Annotated in this window: 24 protein-coding genes; 10 read left to right on the top strand and 14 right to left on the bottom strand. The window is 53.0% G+C overall.

Features of this window, described 5'->3' with window-relative positions; genetic code table 11:
- Positions 1-16: 16 nt before the first annotated feature.
- Genes ACR0AY_RS14330 through ACR0AY_RS14300 form a run of 7 tightly spaced genes read right to left on the bottom strand, consistent with a single transcriptional unit; the run spans position 17 to position 5,906 of the window.
- The gene (locus tag ACR0AY_RS14330; RefSeq protein WP_170513212.1) at positions 17-883 is read right to left on the bottom strand and encodes a dioxygenase family protein; all 867 of its coding nucleotides are present in this window, start codon (positions 881-883) and stop codon (positions 17-19) included.
- Between the two features lie 10 nt (positions 884-893).
- Positions 894-2,198 carry a TRAP transporter large permease gene (locus tag ACR0AY_RS14325; protein ID WP_480454324.1) on the bottom strand — a complete coding sequence of 435 codons (1,305 nt, stop codon included), beginning with the start codon at positions 2,196-2,198 and terminating at the stop codon, positions 894-896.
- Entirely contained in the window at positions 2,195-2,746 is a 552-nt protein-coding gene (locus ACR0AY_RS14320) for a TRAP transporter small permease subunit (RefSeq protein ID WP_170513207.1), read from the bottom strand. The genes ACR0AY_RS14325 and ACR0AY_RS14320 overlap by 4 nt, the downstream gene beginning before the upstream one ends.
- Before the next feature lie 30 nt (positions 2,747-2,776).
- Positions 2,777-3,850: a C4-dicarboxylate TRAP transporter substrate-binding protein gene (locus tag ACR0AY_RS14315; protein ID WP_170513204.1), complete on the bottom strand. Its 1,074-nt coding sequence runs from the start codon at positions 3,848-3,850 to the stop codon at positions 2,777-2,779.
- 35 nt (positions 3,851-3,885) lie between these two features.
- Positions 3,886-4,341, bottom strand: a complete 456-nt coding sequence (locus tag ACR0AY_RS14310; protein WP_170513201.1) for an OsmC family protein — start codon at positions 4,339-4,341, stop codon at positions 3,886-3,888.
- An 18-nt stretch (positions 4,342-4,359) separates the two neighbouring features.
- The gene (locus ACR0AY_RS14305; RefSeq protein ID WP_170513197.1) at positions 4,360-5,025 is read right to left on the bottom strand and encodes a malonic semialdehyde reductase; all 666 of its coding nucleotides are present in this window, start codon (positions 5,023-5,025) and stop codon (positions 4,360-4,362) included.
- Entirely contained in the window at positions 5,022-5,906 is an 885-nt protein-coding gene (locus ACR0AY_RS14300) for a fumarylacetoacetate hydrolase family protein (RefSeq protein ID WP_170392801.1), read from the bottom strand. The genes ACR0AY_RS14305 and ACR0AY_RS14300 overlap by 4 nt, the downstream gene beginning before the upstream one ends.
- An 84-nt stretch (positions 5,907-5,990) precedes the next feature.
- Here ACR0AY_RS14300 and ACR0AY_RS14295 point away from each other — a divergent pair, with 84 nt between their 5' ends.
- The 5 genes from ACR0AY_RS14295 to ACR0AY_RS14275 all read left to right on the top strand — a co-directional run bounded on the left by ACR0AY_RS14295 (position 5,991) and on the right by ACR0AY_RS14275 (position 7,822).
- Positions 5,991-6,377: a YciI family protein gene (locus ACR0AY_RS14295; RefSeq protein ID WP_170513194.1), complete on the top strand. Its 387-nt coding sequence runs from the start codon at positions 5,991-5,993 to the stop codon at positions 6,375-6,377.
- Between the two features lie 42 nt (positions 6,378-6,419).
- The gene (locus ACR0AY_RS14290; protein ID WP_170513191.1) at positions 6,420-7,085 is read left to right on the top strand and encodes a GntR family transcriptional regulator; all 666 of its coding nucleotides are present in this window, start codon (positions 6,420-6,422) and stop codon (positions 7,083-7,085) included.
- Positions 7,086-7,196: 111 nt separating this feature from the next.
- Complete coding sequence (locus ACR0AY_RS14285; RefSeq protein WP_170513188.1) at positions 7,197-7,436, top strand: hypothetical protein; 240 nt, start codon at positions 7,197-7,199, stop codon at positions 7,434-7,436.
- Positions 7,421-7,588: a malonyl-CoA decarboxylase N-terminal domain-containing protein gene (locus tag ACR0AY_RS14280; RefSeq protein ID WP_170513185.1), complete on the top strand. Its 168-nt coding sequence runs from the start codon at positions 7,421-7,423 to the stop codon at positions 7,586-7,588. The genes ACR0AY_RS14285 and ACR0AY_RS14280 overlap by 16 nt, the downstream gene beginning before the upstream one ends.
- A 54-nt stretch (positions 7,589-7,642) precedes the next feature.
- Positions 7,643-7,822 (top strand): malonyl-CoA decarboxylase domain-containing protein, encoded by a 180-nt coding sequence (locus ACR0AY_RS14275; protein WP_170513606.1) that lies wholly within the window; start codon positions 7,643-7,645, stop codon positions 7,820-7,822.
- Positions 7,823-7,945: 123 nt separating this feature from the next.
- Here ACR0AY_RS14275 and ACR0AY_RS14270 read toward each other — a convergent pair whose 3' ends face one another.
- Together ACR0AY_RS14270 and ACR0AY_RS14265 are read right to left on the bottom strand one after the other, a co-directional pair.
- Complete coding sequence (locus ACR0AY_RS14270) at positions 7,946-8,332, bottom strand: ectoine synthase (protein WP_170513181.1); 387 nt, start codon at positions 8,330-8,332, stop codon at positions 7,946-7,948.
- A gap of 11 nt (positions 8,333-8,343) precedes the next feature.
- Positions 8,344-9,069: an SDR family oxidoreductase gene (locus ACR0AY_RS14265; protein ID WP_480444244.1), complete on the bottom strand. Its 726-nt coding sequence runs from the start codon at positions 9,067-9,069 to the stop codon at positions 8,344-8,346.
- A gap of 136 nt (positions 9,070-9,205) precedes the next feature.
- Here ACR0AY_RS14265 and ACR0AY_RS14260 point away from each other — a divergent pair, with 136 nt between their 5' ends.
- Positions 9,206-10,084 (top strand): LysR substrate-binding domain-containing protein, encoded by an 879-nt coding sequence (locus ACR0AY_RS14260; protein ID WP_170513175.1) that lies wholly within the window; start codon positions 9,206-9,208, stop codon positions 10,082-10,084.
- Positions 10,085-10,415: 331 nt separating this feature from the next.
- On the opposite strand, the gene ACR0AY_RS14255 is transcribed toward ACR0AY_RS14260, so the two are convergent.
- Positions 10,416-10,802, bottom strand: coding sequence for an excinuclease ABC subunit A (locus ACR0AY_RS14255; protein ID WP_480454321.1), 387 nt, complete (start codon positions 10,800-10,802; stop codon positions 10,416-10,418).
- A gap of 329 nt (positions 10,803-11,131) precedes the next feature.
- On the opposite strand from ACR0AY_RS14255, the gene ACR0AY_RS14250 reads away from it, so the two are divergent.
- Positions 11,132-11,320, top strand: coding sequence for a hypothetical protein (locus tag ACR0AY_RS14250; RefSeq protein ID WP_170424798.1), 189 nt, complete (start codon positions 11,132-11,134; stop codon positions 11,318-11,320).
- 253 nt (positions 11,321-11,573) lie between these two features.
- On the opposite strand, the gene ACR0AY_RS14245 is transcribed toward ACR0AY_RS14250, so the two are convergent.
- A complete protein-coding gene (locus ACR0AY_RS14245) occupies positions 11,574-12,680 on the bottom strand; it encodes a hypothetical protein (RefSeq protein WP_480454319.1) in 1,107 nt (368 codons plus the stop codon).
- 198 nt (positions 12,681-12,878) lie between these two features.
- On the opposite strand from ACR0AY_RS14245, the gene ACR0AY_RS14240 reads away from it, so the two are divergent.
- Genes ACR0AY_RS14240 through ACR0AY_RS14230 form a run of 3 tightly spaced genes read left to right on the top strand, consistent with a single transcriptional unit; the run spans position 12,879 to position 15,507 of the window.
- Positions 12,879-13,481, top strand: a complete 603-nt coding sequence (locus tag ACR0AY_RS14240) for a PepSY domain-containing protein (RefSeq protein ID WP_480454317.1) — start codon at positions 12,879-12,881, stop codon at positions 13,479-13,481.
- Between the two features lie 38 nt (positions 13,482-13,519).
- Complete coding sequence (locus ACR0AY_RS14235) at positions 13,520-14,179, top strand: response regulator transcription factor (RefSeq protein ID WP_170424792.1); 660 nt, start codon at positions 13,520-13,522, stop codon at positions 14,177-14,179.
- On the top strand, positions 14,179-15,507 hold the full coding sequence (locus ACR0AY_RS14230; RefSeq protein ID WP_170513172.1) for a sensor histidine kinase: 1,329 nt from the start codon (positions 14,179-14,181) through the stop codon (positions 15,505-15,507). Before ACR0AY_RS14235 ends, ACR0AY_RS14230 begins: the two co-directional genes overlap by 1 nt.
- A gap of 1,104 nt (positions 15,508-16,611) precedes the next feature.
- Here ACR0AY_RS14230 and ACR0AY_RS14225 read toward each other — a convergent pair.
- The 3 genes from ACR0AY_RS14225 to ACR0AY_RS14215 all read right to left on the bottom strand — a co-directional run bounded on the left by ACR0AY_RS14225 (position 16,612) and on the right by ACR0AY_RS14215 (position 17,535).
- Entirely contained in the window at positions 16,612-16,746 is a 135-nt protein-coding gene (locus ACR0AY_RS14225; RefSeq protein ID WP_480454316.1) for a hypothetical protein, read from the bottom strand.
- A gap of 181 nt (positions 16,747-16,927) precedes the next feature.
- The gene (locus ACR0AY_RS14220; RefSeq protein ID WP_170513169.1) at positions 16,928-17,248 is read right to left on the bottom strand and encodes an ATP-binding protein; all 321 of its coding nucleotides are present in this window, start codon (positions 17,246-17,248) and stop codon (positions 16,928-16,930) included.
- Between the two features lie 17 nt (positions 17,249-17,265).
- Positions 17,266-17,535, bottom strand: coding sequence for an HlyU family transcriptional regulator (locus ACR0AY_RS14215; RefSeq protein ID WP_170513166.1), 270 nt, complete (start codon positions 17,533-17,535; stop codon positions 17,266-17,268).
- Between the last annotated feature and the right edge of the window lie 45 nt (positions 17,536-17,580).

The raw sequence follows: 17,580 nt of genomic DNA, 5'->3' as shown, positions 1-17,580 counted from the left end.
GCCTCCTCAATATCATTCAGACCCTGGCAAGCGTCACGTCGAAATTCACGTGCAAGAAAGGTTCGGCGATCTTACCAGAAAGCTCCATGCCATCGGGAAATTCTGATGCAGGTCGTTCAACATATGTCATTACCAGATCGTCCCGAACGCCAAAGACAGTATCCTGATCTAAATAGGGATCATTGTCCGGAAAAATCTCCGTCACGAGTGAGCGATACCCGGGGGCTTTGACGATAAAGTGCAAGTGTGAGGGCCTCCATGGATGGCGACCACAAGCGCGCAGAATATCACCGACTGGCCCGTCAGACGGCACGGTGTATTCAACTGGTTTAACTGTGGTGAACGCATATCTGCCATCATCGCCAACTGACATCAGCCCGTGGAAAGAATAGGTGTCCTGTTCTTCATCTTGACTGGCGTAGAGGCCGTTGGGTGCCGTTTGCCAGATATCCAGTTCTGCCCCGGCAATCGGATGACCTTCGGTATCGCGGATCACGCCCTCTGCAAGTAGAACCGGCCCGCCGTAGTGACGCTTCATATCGCCACCGATTGGCAGCGGGGGGGCGCCCGAGACGTGAAATGGACCTAAAACGGACGAACTGGTCGCATCGGCACTGGAATGCAGCATATCAACCAATGACGACAGGCCCAACACGTCCGAGGCTAGCACGAATTCATGCCTATCCTCGGTTTCCACCGCAGCGCAGCCTTCCAGAAACGCAATCCCGGCCCGCCACTCGTCATGCGTCAGGTTGGTTTCCCGCGCAAAGTCGTGGAGGTGTTTGACCAGGGAGCCCATGATTTCACGCATCCGTGGATCAGTATCTTTGGACAGGTACCCCATGAAGACGTCGGTGATATTGTATTTGGTGACAGAGCGCATCTTGTCCTCCTTAAATCAGGGCAAGGCTGAGGATCGGGAACTCGATCAGAATGAACAGAACGATCAGCATCACGAACGCAAAGGGAAGTGCGCCCATGAACACGTCCTTAAGTGATATGCGGTCATCGTTAATCGTGGATTTGATAACGAAGCAGGATATACCCAAAGGTGGTGTCAAAAGACCGATTTCAGCCCCGACCACGGTGATAATGCCAAACCAGATCAGCGACATATCAAGCGCTTCGGCCATGGGCAGGAACAGCGGTACCACAATCAGAATGATCGACGCGGTGTCGAGCAATGTCCCCAGAAATAGCATCAACAGAACATAGAGCAGCATGATCGACCAGAAAGATGCGGAATTCCCCGCAAGCAGATCCTGCAGTTGATTGGGCAGCCCGGCCAGCCCCAGCATGCGGCTGTAGATTGAAGCGGCCGTGATCAGGAACAGGATCGCGGTTGTGATGTGACCGGTTTCCAGCAACGCGTCCCAGAATGCGCGTGGTGACATCGACTTACGGGCAACCGCGATGATTAGCGCAACGAGAGCTCCGGCGGCCCCTGCTTCTACGGCAGTCAACCAACCTGTGTAGATACCACCAAGGACGATGGTAATGATGAACAGTGTCGGCAGTGTTTTGGAGGCTATCTCGCGCCCTGACATCCACTCGGTGTCTTCGACAACGCGGCCACCGACGAATGCTGGGGTGAAACGACCCATAACCCAAATCGCGCCTACATAAGCGATCGCCAGCATGATCCCCGGAATAACCCCCGCAAGGAACATGTCCCCAACAGATTGCTCGGCGACAAAGGAATAGATGATCAGCATCGCCGAGGGCGGGATGATCATCCCCAAAACCGAAGACCCGGCGACCACGCCAACAGCAAACCGTGGGTTATAAGCCTGCGCCATCATCTGCGGGACCGAGACCTTGGTGAACACGGATGCGGAGGCTATTGACGACCCAGTCACTGCGGCAAAGACGGCGTTGGCTCCAACGGTTGCCATACCGATACCGCCTTTGACCTTGCGAAATCGCATGGTCATGACTTCGTAGATGTCCCTGCCCAACCCGGCTTTTGAGACAATGAGCCCCATAAAAGTAAACAATGGGATGGTTGCAAAGCTGTATTCCATCGCGCTGTCGCCGACCGCCACTTTCAGCAGGTTGAGCGCAAGCGTGAAATTGTCCCGCACCAGCCAGATCGACACGAACGAGACCACGCCCAAAGCAATCGGAATGTAGACGCCTGCGTAAATCAGAAAGACGATGGCAACGACCGAGATCAGGCCAATCTCAATCGGCGTCATTCTGCGGCCTCGTCATGTTCAGGGGTGCGAATTAGATGCGGGCGGTCCTGCGCCGTGACAACCTTGAGAAAGAAGATCACGCAGGCAAGCGCAGTACCGCACGCGATGACCAGTTTGACCGGCCACCATGGCAATGTGAAAAGACCGGGAACTCCGAAGTAGTCCTGTGTCTCCCACATATGCAGAAATTCGGGAAAGGTCACATAGGCGATCAACGCCATAAAAATTGCGGAGATGGCATTGATAATGCGCCTCAGGTTGGCCGTTAGCCCAGGACGGCGGTGGTGTAGCAGGTTCAGAAACCCGTCCGAGCGCGTCAGCCGATCCACTCTGACTACGTCGGCCAGCTGCAAAAAAACGATCATCACGACCGAAAATTGCACCATTTCATAGGTGCCACGCAGAGGTGCCGAAAACAGACCGCGCGCAATGACGTCGACATTCAGAATGACCACCAACGCAAGGACGACAAGCGTACCCAATGCGTTGGCGGCGATAGCAAGCGAATTGGCGACCCGCGACAAGCCAGCAACTGCGGTCTTCAGCATGAAAGGCCCCTTTCGTGGATCGCCAGACTGTTACTCGGCCGTCCAGTCACGCACTCCGATAAAACCGGCGTCCTGCAGCTTGCCGAGATAAGCGGCCAGTATCGCGTCGCCTTGTTCACCGTTCTCATTCAGCGTGGCTGCCCATTCCTGTGCTACATTTGGCATTGCGTTGGCCCAGGCCGCTCGGTCTTCGTCCGAAACTTCGACAATCGTCCCGCCGGCTTCGGTGTATGCGTCCCTTGAGGCCGCAGCCCGGTCCATAGCGATGCCGGCCACATGATCACGGTAGTCAATTGCGACGGCCTGCAGAACGCCTTTGACTTCATCCGGCAACTTTGCCCAATAGTCAGAATTCACCGTGATCGTCTTGGAGTTCACGGCACCCAAGTCAGCTTTGAGCATGTAGGGAGCCACTTCGGCGATCTTGAAGGTCTTGGCGGCTTCAGGCCACAGCATCGCACAATCAACAAGGCCGGTTTGCAGCATATTGTAGAAATCGGTCAGGCCACCACGAACCCCCGCTGCATCTTTGATACCTTCGAGATATCGGAGGTTCAGTCCCGCCCCTGCCACTTTTCGGCCTTCCAGATCAGAAACAGCCGAGACCGGCTCTGTACAAAAAACCTGATAGGTATCGAGCACTACACCGGTCGCCAGATAAACTTGGTTCTGCGCAGCGAACTCATTTTGCATCGCTGGGTATTCGCGCGCGATCTCATCCACGGCTTTGGCTACCGCGCGAGAGTCCGATGACACGAAGGGGGTCGACCCCGATATCCCCTGACTGGGCAACTTGGACGAATGGAAGATAGTTGTGACAATGCCGATGTCGCCAAGGCCAAGCTGGATCCCTTCCAGCACGCCCTTCGGCTTTACGATCGAACCGCCATAGTTCTCTTGCCAGTTCATCTTGTAGTCGCCGGAGTCGGCCAGCCGCTTGTCCACTTCTGGAATGAAGAAGTTGGTGAATTCTTTCACCCACAAGGCCCGATCGGGATAGCCATCAATCACGACGGCGGAAATGGTCTCTTCTGCTGCAAGAGGCAACGCCATGGTGCCTGCCAGAGCAAATCCCATTAGGCTGCGTTTAGTCCAGTTTTTCATTTCTCTCCTCCCAGAAAGTCGGGTCCTGTCGATTTTTATTGGTTGGTTTTGACCCAGTTGACGGTCAGGTCCGTGCCTGCCGCTTGAAACAGTTTTGCGATGGCGCAATACTTGGCTGTCTCCTCGCCCACGCGTGTCAGATCCTCCTGACTGGCGGGCGTATCGCACTTCACAGTGAGTTCGATTTCGGGAAACGGAACATCGATCTCCTCTTCCATCAGGACACCGCGCCGATCCAGCCTGCATTTCGCGTCGATTGTCACAGTGCCGAGGTCAACTCCCAACCGATGTGCGTTCTTGTGCCCGATGACATTCGTACAGGCGATCAGGGCTGCCATTGCGGTTTCGGTCGGAGACGGGCCAAGATTTGTTCCGCCTCGTTCCACGGGCTCGTCGATAATCACGTCCAGATCGCGAATTGGGATCTCGGTTCGCGCGTGTGTCGGGCATTGAGCTGTCGTACGGTAGGTTACGACAGGTTTGACTTTCATCGCCACAGCGTCACCTCCTCATGCATAAGAGCAAACCTTTTCGAATGAGAAGCGAGGCAACTTGTGAAACAATCCTGTTTCGTCTGCGTAGCCCAGATTGCAAAGAAAGTTCGACTTGAGCGTTGTGCCCGCGAAGAATTCCTCGTCGACGATCTTGTTTGAAAAGCCAGACATGGCGCCGACGTCCAACCCGACAGCCCGGGCCGCGATCATAAAGTAAGCGCCCTGAAGCGTTCCATTGCGAAACGCTGTATCGGCTACATATTCGGGATTAGTTTCGAAAAGTGGCCGTCGATCTTCGTGCGGGAAAAGAAAAGGTAATTCCTTCCAGAAGTCCATATCATAAGCAATGATCGCAGTGACCGGCGCATCCATCATCTTTGGCACGTTCTTCGGCTTTAACGACTTGGCTAGGCGCTGTTTACCTTCCGCACTTTTCACGAAAACGAAGCGGGCGGGCAGCGTGTTCATGCTGGTCGCGCCGTTGATCGTGATGTCGTAGATCTCTTCAAGCAATTCGTTAGAAACAGCCTTGTCGGTCCAGGCGTAATGAGATCTGGATTCGCGGAGGATCAGGGCAATTGCGTCGTCTGAAAGACGTGGGATACGCTCGCGCAGATCGCGATGATCTTGCTGCGCCTTTGCGCGAAGTGCCTCCAGCTCTGCCCCGGTTGGTGCGCTCATGCTGCGGCCACCTTAGTCTCGGCGTCCTTTTCGTCAATGACGGGGCTGGCGCATATGCCGATGCCCTCAATTTCGACCTCGACGGTTTCACCCGGCTTCAACCAACGTGGATTGGGCTTTTTGGCGTGACCAACACCCGGCGGCGTACCCAACGCAATCAGATCACCGGGTTCGAGCGTGGTATATTCCGAGATCGTGGCGATGACCTGAGGGACCCCCCAGATCATGTTGGCGGTGTTCGAGCTTTGCAGGATTTCGTCCCCCACGCGGCTTTCGATTTTCAGGCCGGATGCTCCCTCCGGCAAATCTTCCGGCGTTACAGTGAAAGGGCCGATCGCGCCTGTGTCATCGAAGTTTTTGCCGGGCGTCCATTGAACGGTTTTACGCTGATAATCCCGCAGCGACCCGTCGTTAAACACGGTGTAGCCGAAGACATAATCCAATGCGTCCTCTTCCGAGATATGACGGCCGCGTTTTCCAACGATCAGCATAAGCTCGGCTTCGTAGTCGAGTTTCTCGGAACAGGTAGGCCGCACCATAGGTTGCCCTGCCGCCATGATCGAATTCTTCCCACGCATAAACAGCGTCGGATACTCCGGGATATCATACCCGCCTTCCTTGATGTGGTCCGTGTAGTTCAACCCCATGCAAATGATCGTTCCGGGAGCGGCAACGGGCAATGCCGGAGTGATGGAAGACACGGGCACACTGTCTGCCGCGTCAATTTTGGGGGCAAGTGAGTCGGCCAGTTCAGGCTTGGCTATCAAACCCATCAAATCCGAACCGACGACAGGGTTCAAAGCCGTTAGATTCACTGCGTTTTCACCGTTTACAGCAAAAACCGCTGTGCCATCCAAAGTCTCTCCCACCAGGTATTTCATTTTCACCATCCATGTCAGTTCACTTGATTTTTGCCGACTATTTTGCAATATGTCAAATAATATCGATATTTTTGGAGGACGCAAATGGTTGCCTGGGCGAACTACAAATCAGAAGCAAAAAGCCGTGGTGCACTTGCTTTGGAACTCTACGTAGTACTCAGCACTCCTGCCAAAAAACCCGAAGATGTAAAGGCGTCGCTACCTGACCACCTGGCCTATCAGGCACAGCTTGAACGCGCGGGACAGCTGGCTTTTGCAGGGCCAATGTCGGATGAGACTGGTGAGCACATGCAAGGAATGGGCCTGATTATCTATCGTGCTGACAGTCTTGAGGCTGCCCGAAAACTGGCCGAGGACGATCCGATGCACCAAAGCGGTGCGCGCGAATTTGAACTTCGGCGCTGGATGATCAACGAAGGCTCGCTGAGCCTTTCAGTTGGCCCATCGACTGGAACGAGTGCCCTCAGTTAAGAGCAATCAAAAGTTTTGCCTCGAACAAAGGAACGGTCGGATATGGACGCCATGCTTGATACTGAGGGTAAAGAGACATCAGCCACGCATGGCGCGTATCGAAGGCTGCGCGAAATGATCCTGACCGGAGAATTACCTCCGGGGCAAAAACTCAAGATCGAGCAGCTTCGGGGGCTTTTGGACACCGGCGCTAGTCCGGTTCGCGAAGCGCTTAGCCTTTTGACATCGGACATGTTGGTCGAGCGGATTGATCAGCGCGGATTTCGGGCAGCACCGGTCAGCAAGTGTAACTTCGAAGAAATACTTCTGTTGCGATGCAACCTCGAGGAAACAGCGCTGCGCGCTTCCATCGTCAATGCAGACGGAGCTTGGGAGGACAGGCTAGTCTTGCGTCACCATCATATGAAAAAGGCCAGTCAAAAAGGTGCGCCTGACTTCGAAGACGCCCACAAAGCGTTTCATATGGCCTTGTTGGAAAATGCAAAACTGCCATTGCTGCTACGGTATTGCTCGCAGCTATACGACCTGAACATTCGCTATCGCTATCTGGCGGCTGGCGGTTCGAGCTACAAGAAGCGGGACATTGCCGCTGAGCATCAGCAAATCTTGGACGCCGCACTAAATCACGACGCGGACAGCGCAACTCGGCACCTAGTTGATCACTATCGTCGAACAGGCGAATACCTGAGTAGTCAGATGGAGCCCTGAAATGCAGCGGAATTGGTTTCTGGGTGATCTATTGAACCAATTTCTGGAGCGTACTGAAATAGGCGTGGCCAAGATGACAAACGGTCCATTGCCGAACTATGTGAAGCGCTATTGTCTGCCGAAGGTGAAGTATCAGGTTTCACGCTCGCGTCTACGATCCTTGAGCGCTACCACACCCTGAATGATGCGGAAAAACTAGACTTTTTTGTCTATTTGAATGACCAACTTGAGTTGGACGCAAATCAGCTTTCTGAAGCAGCCCGCCTCTACGCCAATGATCGAAGTGTGAGTCTTTATAAAGGCTTAGTGAAGTTTCAGGGCCAAGGCGGCAAGAGTTGTTGCGACGGTTGAACCTGCCGTCTGGTGCGACGCAGGAACTTGTGGCCATGCGCGTCGACATGCTGCGCTTTCTCCAATCCAACCCGGAACTCAAGCGAACAGATATTTATTTCGTCCATTTGTTGTGCAGCCGGTTCAATTTAGGCTTCTTTGTCCTAAAGTAAATCAGCCGAGATAGCCCCGCCCGTTTTCTTTACAAGATCATCACCTATGAGGCGATGCACGGGATCAACGATCTGGACGATTTGGGGCGAATGCGCTATCAGCCAGATTGTCGTTATTTTGCGGCCTTTCATCCTGCGTTCCCAGATGCGCAACTGATATTCGTTGAGGTCGCTCTTACTGCTGTTATCCCAGATACGATTGACACGCTTCTATCAACGCTGCTGCGACACTAACCACGGCCAAGAAAGGCAGCAAAGTAATGTTAGCCGGTTTACCGTTCTGTTTTTGCTGCTTGTTGCCGCTTTCAACTACGCCCTTGCGACCGGATTTTGTTTTTCTGCTAATAGCTGCCCCGGTTAGGTTCCCGGGCCGTAGCTTCCGTCTTCGCGGTGCACTTCACGCCCTCTGAGCGGTGGAGTGAAGACACAGACAAGCCTCAGATCGGCCTTTGTGGCTTGCACCACATGCCTGTCATGTTGATCCAACGCGTAAAGGGTGAATGGCACAAGGGCATGCCAGGTTTCATCTTCGGCTGCTCTGATTCTGCCCTTACCCTCGATACAATAGCACGCCTCCAGATGATGGGTGTATTCAAGCTCCAACTCTGCACCCTGGTTGATGAGTGTGTCAGTGAGCGTGAACTCCATACCATCTGAGGCCAGAAGCAGCCGTCTGCTGTTCCAGCCCGGGCCAAAGACGTCCCGCTCTGTTCCAAGAATATTTTTGAGTGCTCTGACAATCATTTCACTGTTCTCTATCGGACCGCGCGGTTCATGCCTCCGTCAGACAGTATGCTCTGGCCGTTGATATAGCGAGCTCCTTCGCTGGCGAGAAACACGCACGCCTGTCCGATTTCCTCAAAAGTTGCCGCACGCTGTGCTGGGATTTCCCGGCGTGCCTGTTCGGACAGGTTCACGTTTTCGCAGAACCCCGGCAGAAGGTTGTTCATGCGAATGTTGTGCCGTGCATATCGGTCCCCGTAAAGCTTTGAGAAACTATGCAATGCTCCACGCAGCATGCTCATGGGATAGGGCGCACGTGGCTCGATTGTGTTCATGGATGAGATATTAACGAATGCACCACCGCCTTGTTCGATCAGAATGGGCGTGACGATACGGGCGATCTTGACGACATTTAGCACATACATGTCCAGACTTTCGTGCCATAACTCGTCGCTGAGTTCCAAAAGCGGTCCGTCAAAGTCAGGATCGAAGCCAACGGTTTTGATGGCCTCAGGCACGGATCCGCCATGCCCCATGTTACTGACAATGGCATCAATCCGGCCGTACTCGCGCATAGTGTCGTCAACCAACGCCTGCAGATCATCCGCATCAAGAACCGAGCCTCGACGGCCAATGCCGCCAAGCTCTTCCGCCAACGCTAACGAACGATTGGACGGGGACATTAAAGAGAGTTTGTAGCCGGCTTTAGCCATTTCAACGGCGCACCCTCGGCCGATGCCTTGCCCCGTACCTGTCATGAGCGCAACTTTGAAAGCTGACATGTGACCTTCGTCCAAATAAACCCGTGAGATTTCTTAGAGTCACCCCGTTATAACTCTTTGTAACCAATAGATCCTATCGATTTTATTTGATAAGCCTGTTAGTTTTTCTCACATGTCGAAAAGCCTTAGACATCTTCGCGCCCTTCAGGCCTTTGACGAGACCGCGACACATTCCAGCCTGACCAAGGCAGCGGGCGTGTTGAACGTAACGCATGGGGCGATCAGCCGGCAGATCAAATTGCTGGAGCAGCATCTTGGCGTAACGCTCTTCCACCGCCACCCCAATGGCGTAAATCTTACAGACGCCGGGGAACGCCTGCATCAATCAACGCGTGGAGCGTTTTCTGCGTTGCAGATGGGCGTGACAGAGGTGAGACGCCTTCATCAACGCCAGTCGATCACAGTGTCTTTGTCGACGTCTCTGGCCCTGAAGTGGCTTGTGCCATTGCTGAGTTTGTTTCAGCAAGAGCACCCGGAAATTGCGCTATTGCTGGATACAAATGATACCTTTGCAGATTTCGACAGGTCCGATGTCGACGTTGCGTTAAGGTTTGGAGAACCCGGTTGGGATGGGCTTTATCATGAGCAAATCAGACAAGAGGAATTGATCGTCGTCGCTGCACCAACGCTCGTCGAAAAATCACAGCTTCCGATGCGCGCCGAGGATGTGGCAAACTTCCCATTGTTGCATGACAACTTCAACGCAGGTTGGGACAGTTGGATCACACAAGTTGGGCTGGACGCGGATCACATTAAGGCGCGGAACATCAATTTTGTGGACAGCGCCGTCCTTCTAGAAGCGGCGATCGACGGCCAAGGCGTCGCCTTGGCGAGACACCTCTTGGCGGAGAGAGACCTTAAGCTTGGCCGGCTAATTCGCTTGGACGAAAGCCGCGTTCCATTGAACCGGGGCCTCTACTTAGTTTGTCGCCCAGGAGATCAAGATCGGGTCACAGTAAGAGCCTTCAAGAATTGGCTGATGTCTATTTAGAGCTTGGGCTATTTTGATGGCAGCAAAAACGGCCCCTGGTTCGTGTGTCACACATACCCATTTTGCAACTCATCTAATGTGCCCAACAGATTTGTAGTCGATGTACCGTCCAATAAACCGCAAACATCTCTGAACGGATGTATTGCGAAGCGATCTCTAGTTGAATGATCAGCTCGCTTACGGACCAAACGAAACACTACTTCAATAGCCAGATAGCAGTAATTGATCCTTCACGCGAAGAATGTCTGTTTCTACCACCCACACCTTTGACTGCCGCTATCCAACCGAATGGCGGCAAACAGAGATGCAAGTCAGTAAACGATAACATTTCTCAATTCAGAATGTCGGCAATTGCCCCTATCAGGTTCAGCACTTCATGTGTTTCACGGTTTACTTCGTAAACATAATCTCCGGCACGCACGTAATATCCGTTGCGCCGTAGTCCCCAACGGCTGGGATCATCAATGCGGACATACCCATCGTAGATGTAATCGCCACGTCGATATTTCTTTGCCTGTCCGGGCGGTACGCACGGGATTGCCTTTTTTGCCAAGCCCGGCGGACAATGTCCGGATTTGGATTTCACATGGATCGGCGAGGTAGCGCCGGTTCCGCTAACGTGCCCCGTGCTAAAGCTCCACAAGCTGACACTGGCGTTCGCAAATGACGCGCCTTGCACGGTCAGTGCCACCGCCAGAATCCCAGCAATCTTTTTCATTCCCAGCGCCTTTTTCAGCTTCTTAGCCTAGATATGATCTTGAATGGGCCTTGGCGAGTTCATAAGCGAAGAGTCGCTTTCCGATGCAGCAGTTTATTCACGAGCTGAAATCATCGGCTGCGATTGTCATCGCAAATTCAACTAAAGCATCGAAACGGGATGTTCTTCTTCCATCTGGTCGCCCGCCTATTCGTTTGTCTTTATTTCGCGAACAACATTAACTGAACGTGAACAATGTATTCTCAGAGTGTTCAAACAATCTCAGGCATAGTGATGGTGTTGGATCATTCGGGACGTTGTTCCATTTGATCGCTGACAAGGGGAAACGCATGATCAAGTCTGCCTTTGTGACTGAAGAGTCCAGCACAACAGCTGTGATGCAAACCTCCGGCAAAATCGCCGAAGAACGTTTGCCAACCACGACCAAATCGAGCAGTGGTCGCTTCCCTCCTATCGAAAATGCATTAACACAGATCGTCAAAAACAAGCGGCTTTCCGAGGCACATAACAACGTCTGAAGGCAGTTCAGCAGACCCCCGCACAATTCCCGGTATTCGTCCTAGATATTGGAATTGAAAACTAAATCCCGCTCCAGTTATGGGGCGGGATTTCTTTCTTATGCCTTTGGGAAAAAGGGCGTAGCCCTTGATGCGCAAAAGTATCCGGCCAGCCGCTACCCATCCTGTGAAGCCTTTGGCTGACCCGGGCTTTAGTACTTCCGTGAGTGGTCAGTACTGCGGGTTGATTGACGCAGAGAGCCGTTGTCTTTCGTTACAGACCCAACAGCGCCTTTACCTCATGTTCAACGGCGTCGGTCACGGGCTTGTTTGCGGCGGCTTCCAGTGCTTCCCGTTCGGTCAATTCCTGTTCCTCGACCTGGTCAGCCAGTTCTTGCACCTGTTCAGTCGCTTCTTCGTATTCGACGGCAGCCTGACGTTCATCTTTCAGGTCCTGCGCTGCTTCGATCGAAGAGTCCAAATCAGCGCGGGCTTCATCCAATTGCTCCTCAATCTCTGGGTCCGTTCCGCCTGCGTCTTCCAGCGCTTGTTCGAGATCCTCGACGCGTTCCTGGTTTTCCTGGACTTCACCCAACGCGGCTTCGAGGTCTTCTTCAATCTCAGGAACAGTCCGCTCCGGTGGCTCCAAGCCAGCGAGCTCTTCCAATTGTTCCTCAAGCTCTTCGCGCAAGGGTTCTCCGGCCAACACGGTATCTCGATAATTGGCAATTCGGCCTACGCGGGAATTGGGCGCTGCATTTTCTAATGCAGTTGCGCTGGCGTTGGCGGCATTGAGCGCCCCTAACTCAGACGGGTGGGCACCAAGAAGTGCCGCCATCTTGTTCCCCTTTTCCCTGACCGCTGGGCGAATGGACTCTTCGACAATTACTGTTTTCGAAGGCTTCTTGTACGTCCTGGGCTTTTGTTTGCTACCGCTGGTGGTCGAGCGTTTTCCAGATGTGGCAACCGTTCTCGACTTGCCTTTGCCGCTAAAGATATCCTTCAAGGAAAAACGACCGCCCTTGCCCAAAGCAGAGCGCGAAGATTTTGTCTTGGATTTACCGGTGTTTCGGCCACCAAGACTTTTGTCGGCACCTTTCTTTCCGCCTTTGTTACCGGCGAAACTGTGGTCACCACGATCTCCGCTGGCAGAGTTACCTTTGCCACCGCTATTGCCTTTTCCGCCGCCGTTGCCTCCACCGTTTCCTTTATCGCCGCCTTTGCCGTTGCCTCCACCGTTACCCTTTCCACCGCCATTGCCTTTGCCCTCCTTTGCAAATGCAATATCCGGCACCGCAACGGTGGCTACGATGGCTGTAGATCCCAACAACGCGATTGCCAGGGTCGATGCTTTTAGCAGTCTCAAACTGGTGATTTTCATATCGACCTCCTCGGTGGAAATCAGCGGGTATCAGTTTTCTGAAACAACTCGCTATGTTCAATAGTCTCGATTCACGCACGAATCCCCAATGCTCCTTGCCATTTAACTTGAGGGTGCTTGAACGCAGGGCTAACTGCTTGTTCATCATCGGTTCATGTCGAAAGACGTAGTCTCTAGCCGCGAAATACGAGGACTTTCATGCGCGCGAAGGTGATCTTGGTGGTTGCAAGCCTGCTTGTTGCTTTGCCTTTTGGGGAAGCGGCTGCCCAGACACGCGAGCTCAAGCAAGGTGAACTGCGCAAAGCGACCCTGACCGGGGACACCATTCGTTTGAAACGGGTTATCAAAGGTGTCGAAAAAGCCTATGGCGGCACCCCTGTCGATGCACGAGCGTTTCAGTCCGATCAGATTTACTATCGCATTCTTGTCAAAAAGCCTGATGGAAAAATTGTCAGTGTCATTGTGAATGCCCAGTCCGGTACAGTCGTTTCCAATCGATCCAGTGTTGGGCGTCAAATATCGAAAGCAGCCCGTTCGAACCCCGCCAACGCCAACAACAGCCGCGACACCAACAGCAATCGTGGAGCTTCTGCGAGCCGTGGAAACAAAGGCAACAGCGGTGGCAATGGCAATGCTGGTGGAAACGGCGGTGGCAACGGCGGCGGCAATGGCAACGGCGGCGGCAATGGCAACGGCGGCGGCAATGGAGGTGGAAATGGTGGTGGAAACGGCGGAGGTAATAGCGGTGGTAACGGCGGCGGCAACTCTGGCGGGAACGGCAAGGGCAACGGTAAAAAATAGGGCTTAAATCAAAGCCCTTGTGACTGTAGTTTTTGAATATGAGAGTACTTCTGGCCGAAGATGAACCGCAGCTATGCGAGCAGATTAAGAAACTTCTTAGCGCAGAAGGCCGCGTGGTAGATGTGGCCAAGAATGGTACTGACGCCCTGCACCTGGGTGCGACCGAACCTTACGACATGATCATCCTCGACATCGGGTTGCCGGAACGCGACGGTATTTCTGTCCTGCGCGAATGGCGCAGCGCGGGCGTCAAGACACCTGTGTTGATCCTCACCGCCCGCGATGGGTGGAGCGAGCGCGTGGATGGTCTTGATGCAGGTGCTGATGACTACATGACCAAGCCATTTCACATGCCCGAGCTGGCCGCTCGTGTACGGGCCATCTTGCGCCGACAAAGCGGTCAGTTGAACCCGGTTATCGAAATGGGGGACGTTATGCTCGATACGCGAAACGGTCGCGTCAGCGTGAGCGGCATTCCTGTTGATCTGACGGCGCAAGAGATCGCAGTTCTGACATACCTTGCCCACAACATGGGACGCATGGTGTCACGTACCGAGTTGTCAGAGCATATCTATGAATATGACGGTGACAGGGATTCGAACACCATTGCCGTCTTCATAACCCGGCTGCGAAAGAAACTGGGCTCTGACCTTATTACAACGGTCAGAGGACGCGGCTATATGATCGATACGGCCTGATGTTATCGCTGCGCCAACGCGCTTTGCTTGGCGGCCTTGCGACAGGCGCGCTTTCTGTCGGCGTCGGAACGTTGATTGTGTTTTCGTACATCAACACACGTGTTCTGGAACAATTCGACCAGACGCTACGTGACCGGCACACCCAACTCGTTGTCGGTTTGAGCGCAACGACGCATAACCCTGAGGCATTGCGCGAACTGATATTCGATCCAGCCTATGGAACGCCGTATTCAGGCAGATACTGGCAGGTTACCGATGGAAACGGGGCTACATTCACATCAGCCTCGCTCTTTGACGAGACAATTTCCGAACCTGTACGTGTGAGCGAAGAGGCAATCGTTTGGAACACCACAGGTCCGGACAGCGAAGCCGTTCGTAGCGCATATCAGAGAATCACATTCGAAGACGGAACCGAGTGGGGCGTAACGGTCGCCGAAAGCAGGCGAGAGCTGATAAGCGAACGCAGAGCCGCGCAAAACAACTTGCTACCGGTTTTTGGATTGGTTGGTTTGATTGGAGTTGCCGGTTCGTTGTTGTTGATGTCAGCAATTATTGGCCCACTCAAAAAACTGCGCGCAGATGTGGTGCATCGCTGGGACAAGGGAGATGACTTGATTCCGGAAGATTACCCAGAAGAGGTTTCGCCGCTTGTTCAGGACCTAAATAAATTGCTGCACAGGAATCGTGAAATTGTGTCTGGTTCTCGGCGACAAGCTGCGGATCTGGCACATGCGCTCAAAACACCGACGGCAATTCTCAGAAATGAACTGGCGACTTTGTCGGACGCGGGTGCAGATATCGAATCTGCAGATGACGCGTTAAATCGAATTGATGCTCAGCTAAAGCGCTCACTTGCGCGTATGCGTGCGTCGAACACCGCAGAACTTACGCATTCACGAACTGACCTTACCAATTCCGTCAACAGGTTATCCAGACTGTTTTCGGTCATGGCAGAACGCGAAGGAAAATCTCTGACGACAGATTGTGAGGATGGGATTCAGGTTCGAATGGATACTCAGGACATCGAAGAGGTGATGGGAAACCTCCTCGACAACGCGCTCAAGTGGTGTCGGACAACAATTCACATCGCCGCAAAGCGTGTAGACGGCGGCATTGAGATTTGCGTTGAGGATGACGGACAAGGTATTCCGAAGGATGCACGTGAGGGAGTAGTTCGATCCGGAGGTCGGTTGGATACCTCTGTCAGCGGCACAGGATTGGGTTTGGCAATCTGTGTTGATCTGATGAACGCTTACGGCGGCAAACTAAAACTGGAGAAATCAGCGGATCTTGGCGGCTTGGCCTGCCGAATACTTATATCAAGCTAAAGGTGGCCGCATCTGGTTAGAAATAGTCGTTGATCGCAAGCAATCAAAAGACGACATTCGCCCGCAAAGTATCGATCGCTCAAGATCCAATCCATTGTCAGCTTTGAATTATCTCTGCACCTCTGCTGGTAGCGGGGCTATGGTAGTCCCAACGTCGCTATTGCACGAATTGCGGTTGTGGCTGCACGGCATCAAAATTGCCTAGTTTCGCAAGCGCTGAGCGATTTGACCACATCGAAGGGAAGCGCGAATGTCTCTAGGGATGTTAAGTGAAGCGATCTTTGGTTGAGTACCCGATATGCTGTCACATACCATCGACAATGGCGGTTTGGGTCTCGGCATGTTCCTTAACGACGTACCCCAGAAATTTAGGCTGGTTTGGACCCTACTAGTTACTATTTAGCTCGCCCAGCCGCTCCTGTTTTGGGCCAGCGGGATTTGGACGAGCCAAACGCCTCTGGCCGTAAGGGACAAGGCTCTGCCTTCCCCTCGGGCACCCCTATTAGACAATACTGTGTCCTCGGCGGTGCCTGCGGGCCGCACTTCCCCTGTCGAATAGCATAGCCTCACCCTCTCCCGCGTTCGCCACGTGGCAGATCAGCGGGAACAGGCAGCTTCGCTGTCTGATCTGCAAATCAGACTTGATCCTCCAAAAGGAAAGCCAGATCACACGTAACTCTCTGCTGGAGTATTAACATGGGGAACTTGGGTCAGTTTAAAACGCGAAAGTCAATATCAGTTAATGTCCAACATCTGGGGTGCCTTCCGATATCGAACGCTCACTTCGTTTCTGGTCCAACTGAGACGGTAGGGTCAGGTTGGTGCGACGTTCAACAGGAATTTGGGGCGACACATAGTTTTTGCCATTCGGCGACACGCAAACCATTGAATTTGAGGCATTCGATCTTTTTTGGGCGCACTGGTTTTGCCTTTTGCAACTCAAAGGTTTTCCATTACATCAGAGCAGCCCGATATTCCGGTCCGCACGGTCCTCAGGTAGTTCGCCAACCATATCAAGACCGAACAAACCGATTTAATTCGGTTCGGGTACTCGATGTCAATCGCTGGGACGTTTCCAATACGCTGAACCTGAAGAACACTCGATCAATCGAGGCCCGACGACCAGCGGGCCAGAGAAGGTGCTGTCAAAGCCATTATCAGGATCAAGTCGTACAACGTCAGATCCGACTCAGCTCGTTTCAGCAGTTCGTCCTTCTTCTTGAGCCAATTATGGTCCACTAATTGATCCACACCACCGCGCCGAATTACCCGATTACATCAAAGCGGGACATCCCTCGCCCTGTCAGCACCTTAAATTAACGCTGTTTCGAGACAATTTCGCCCGGCCTCGATCGTTTGACTACCTTCTATGGCCCCATGTTTCATAAGTACCAAGTTAGCTTCGCTCACTTATTATGTGTCACCACGCAACTTCGAATTGAATTGAGACAGTCAACCCAGTTGAGTTATTTGTGGTCGATAAGAACGATGAATGATGATATGCGATAGCTTTCAACAGCGCCAATCCCAAACCATTCCCAACACTGTTCCGTTCACTTTCTAGTTTATCGAATGGAATAAAAAGCTTACCCAGTGTGTTTTCGGGAACGCCAGGACCATCGCCAACAACCGAGAGCGTAATGGTGCTTTCTTCTTGCTCAACAATCAGGACAGTTTTGGACTGTTCTGGACAATGACCGTTTGAGTTCTGCAAAAGGTTTGTGCAGAGCTGTTTCAGCATCCCTTCATTGCCTTCGGTTAACCGAAAATACACTCGCCTTGCTCGTCGATCACCTGTTTCGCCTTGGTGATGCTAAAGCTCTCGGCCTGATCCCGGCTTTCGAAGACATCCGCCCGGATCAGCGCATTGGTCTTACGATCTCCGTTGATGATTTTTTCGATACGGGCCGACAGGCGATACTTTCCGCCCTCGGCAATCAAAACGGGGAAAATGTCGAACCCTTTGTACGAGACCGGTTGCAGCTCCGACTTTTCACCGCCACCAAAGAGTTTTGAGAAGATTGACATTATGCGGTTCCTTTCTACTTAGGAAATTTGACCCCTATGAATTTC

This window comes from Ruegeria sp. A5, assembly GCF_056543005.1.
This window is presented reverse-complemented; position numbering and strand designations above follow the sequence as displayed.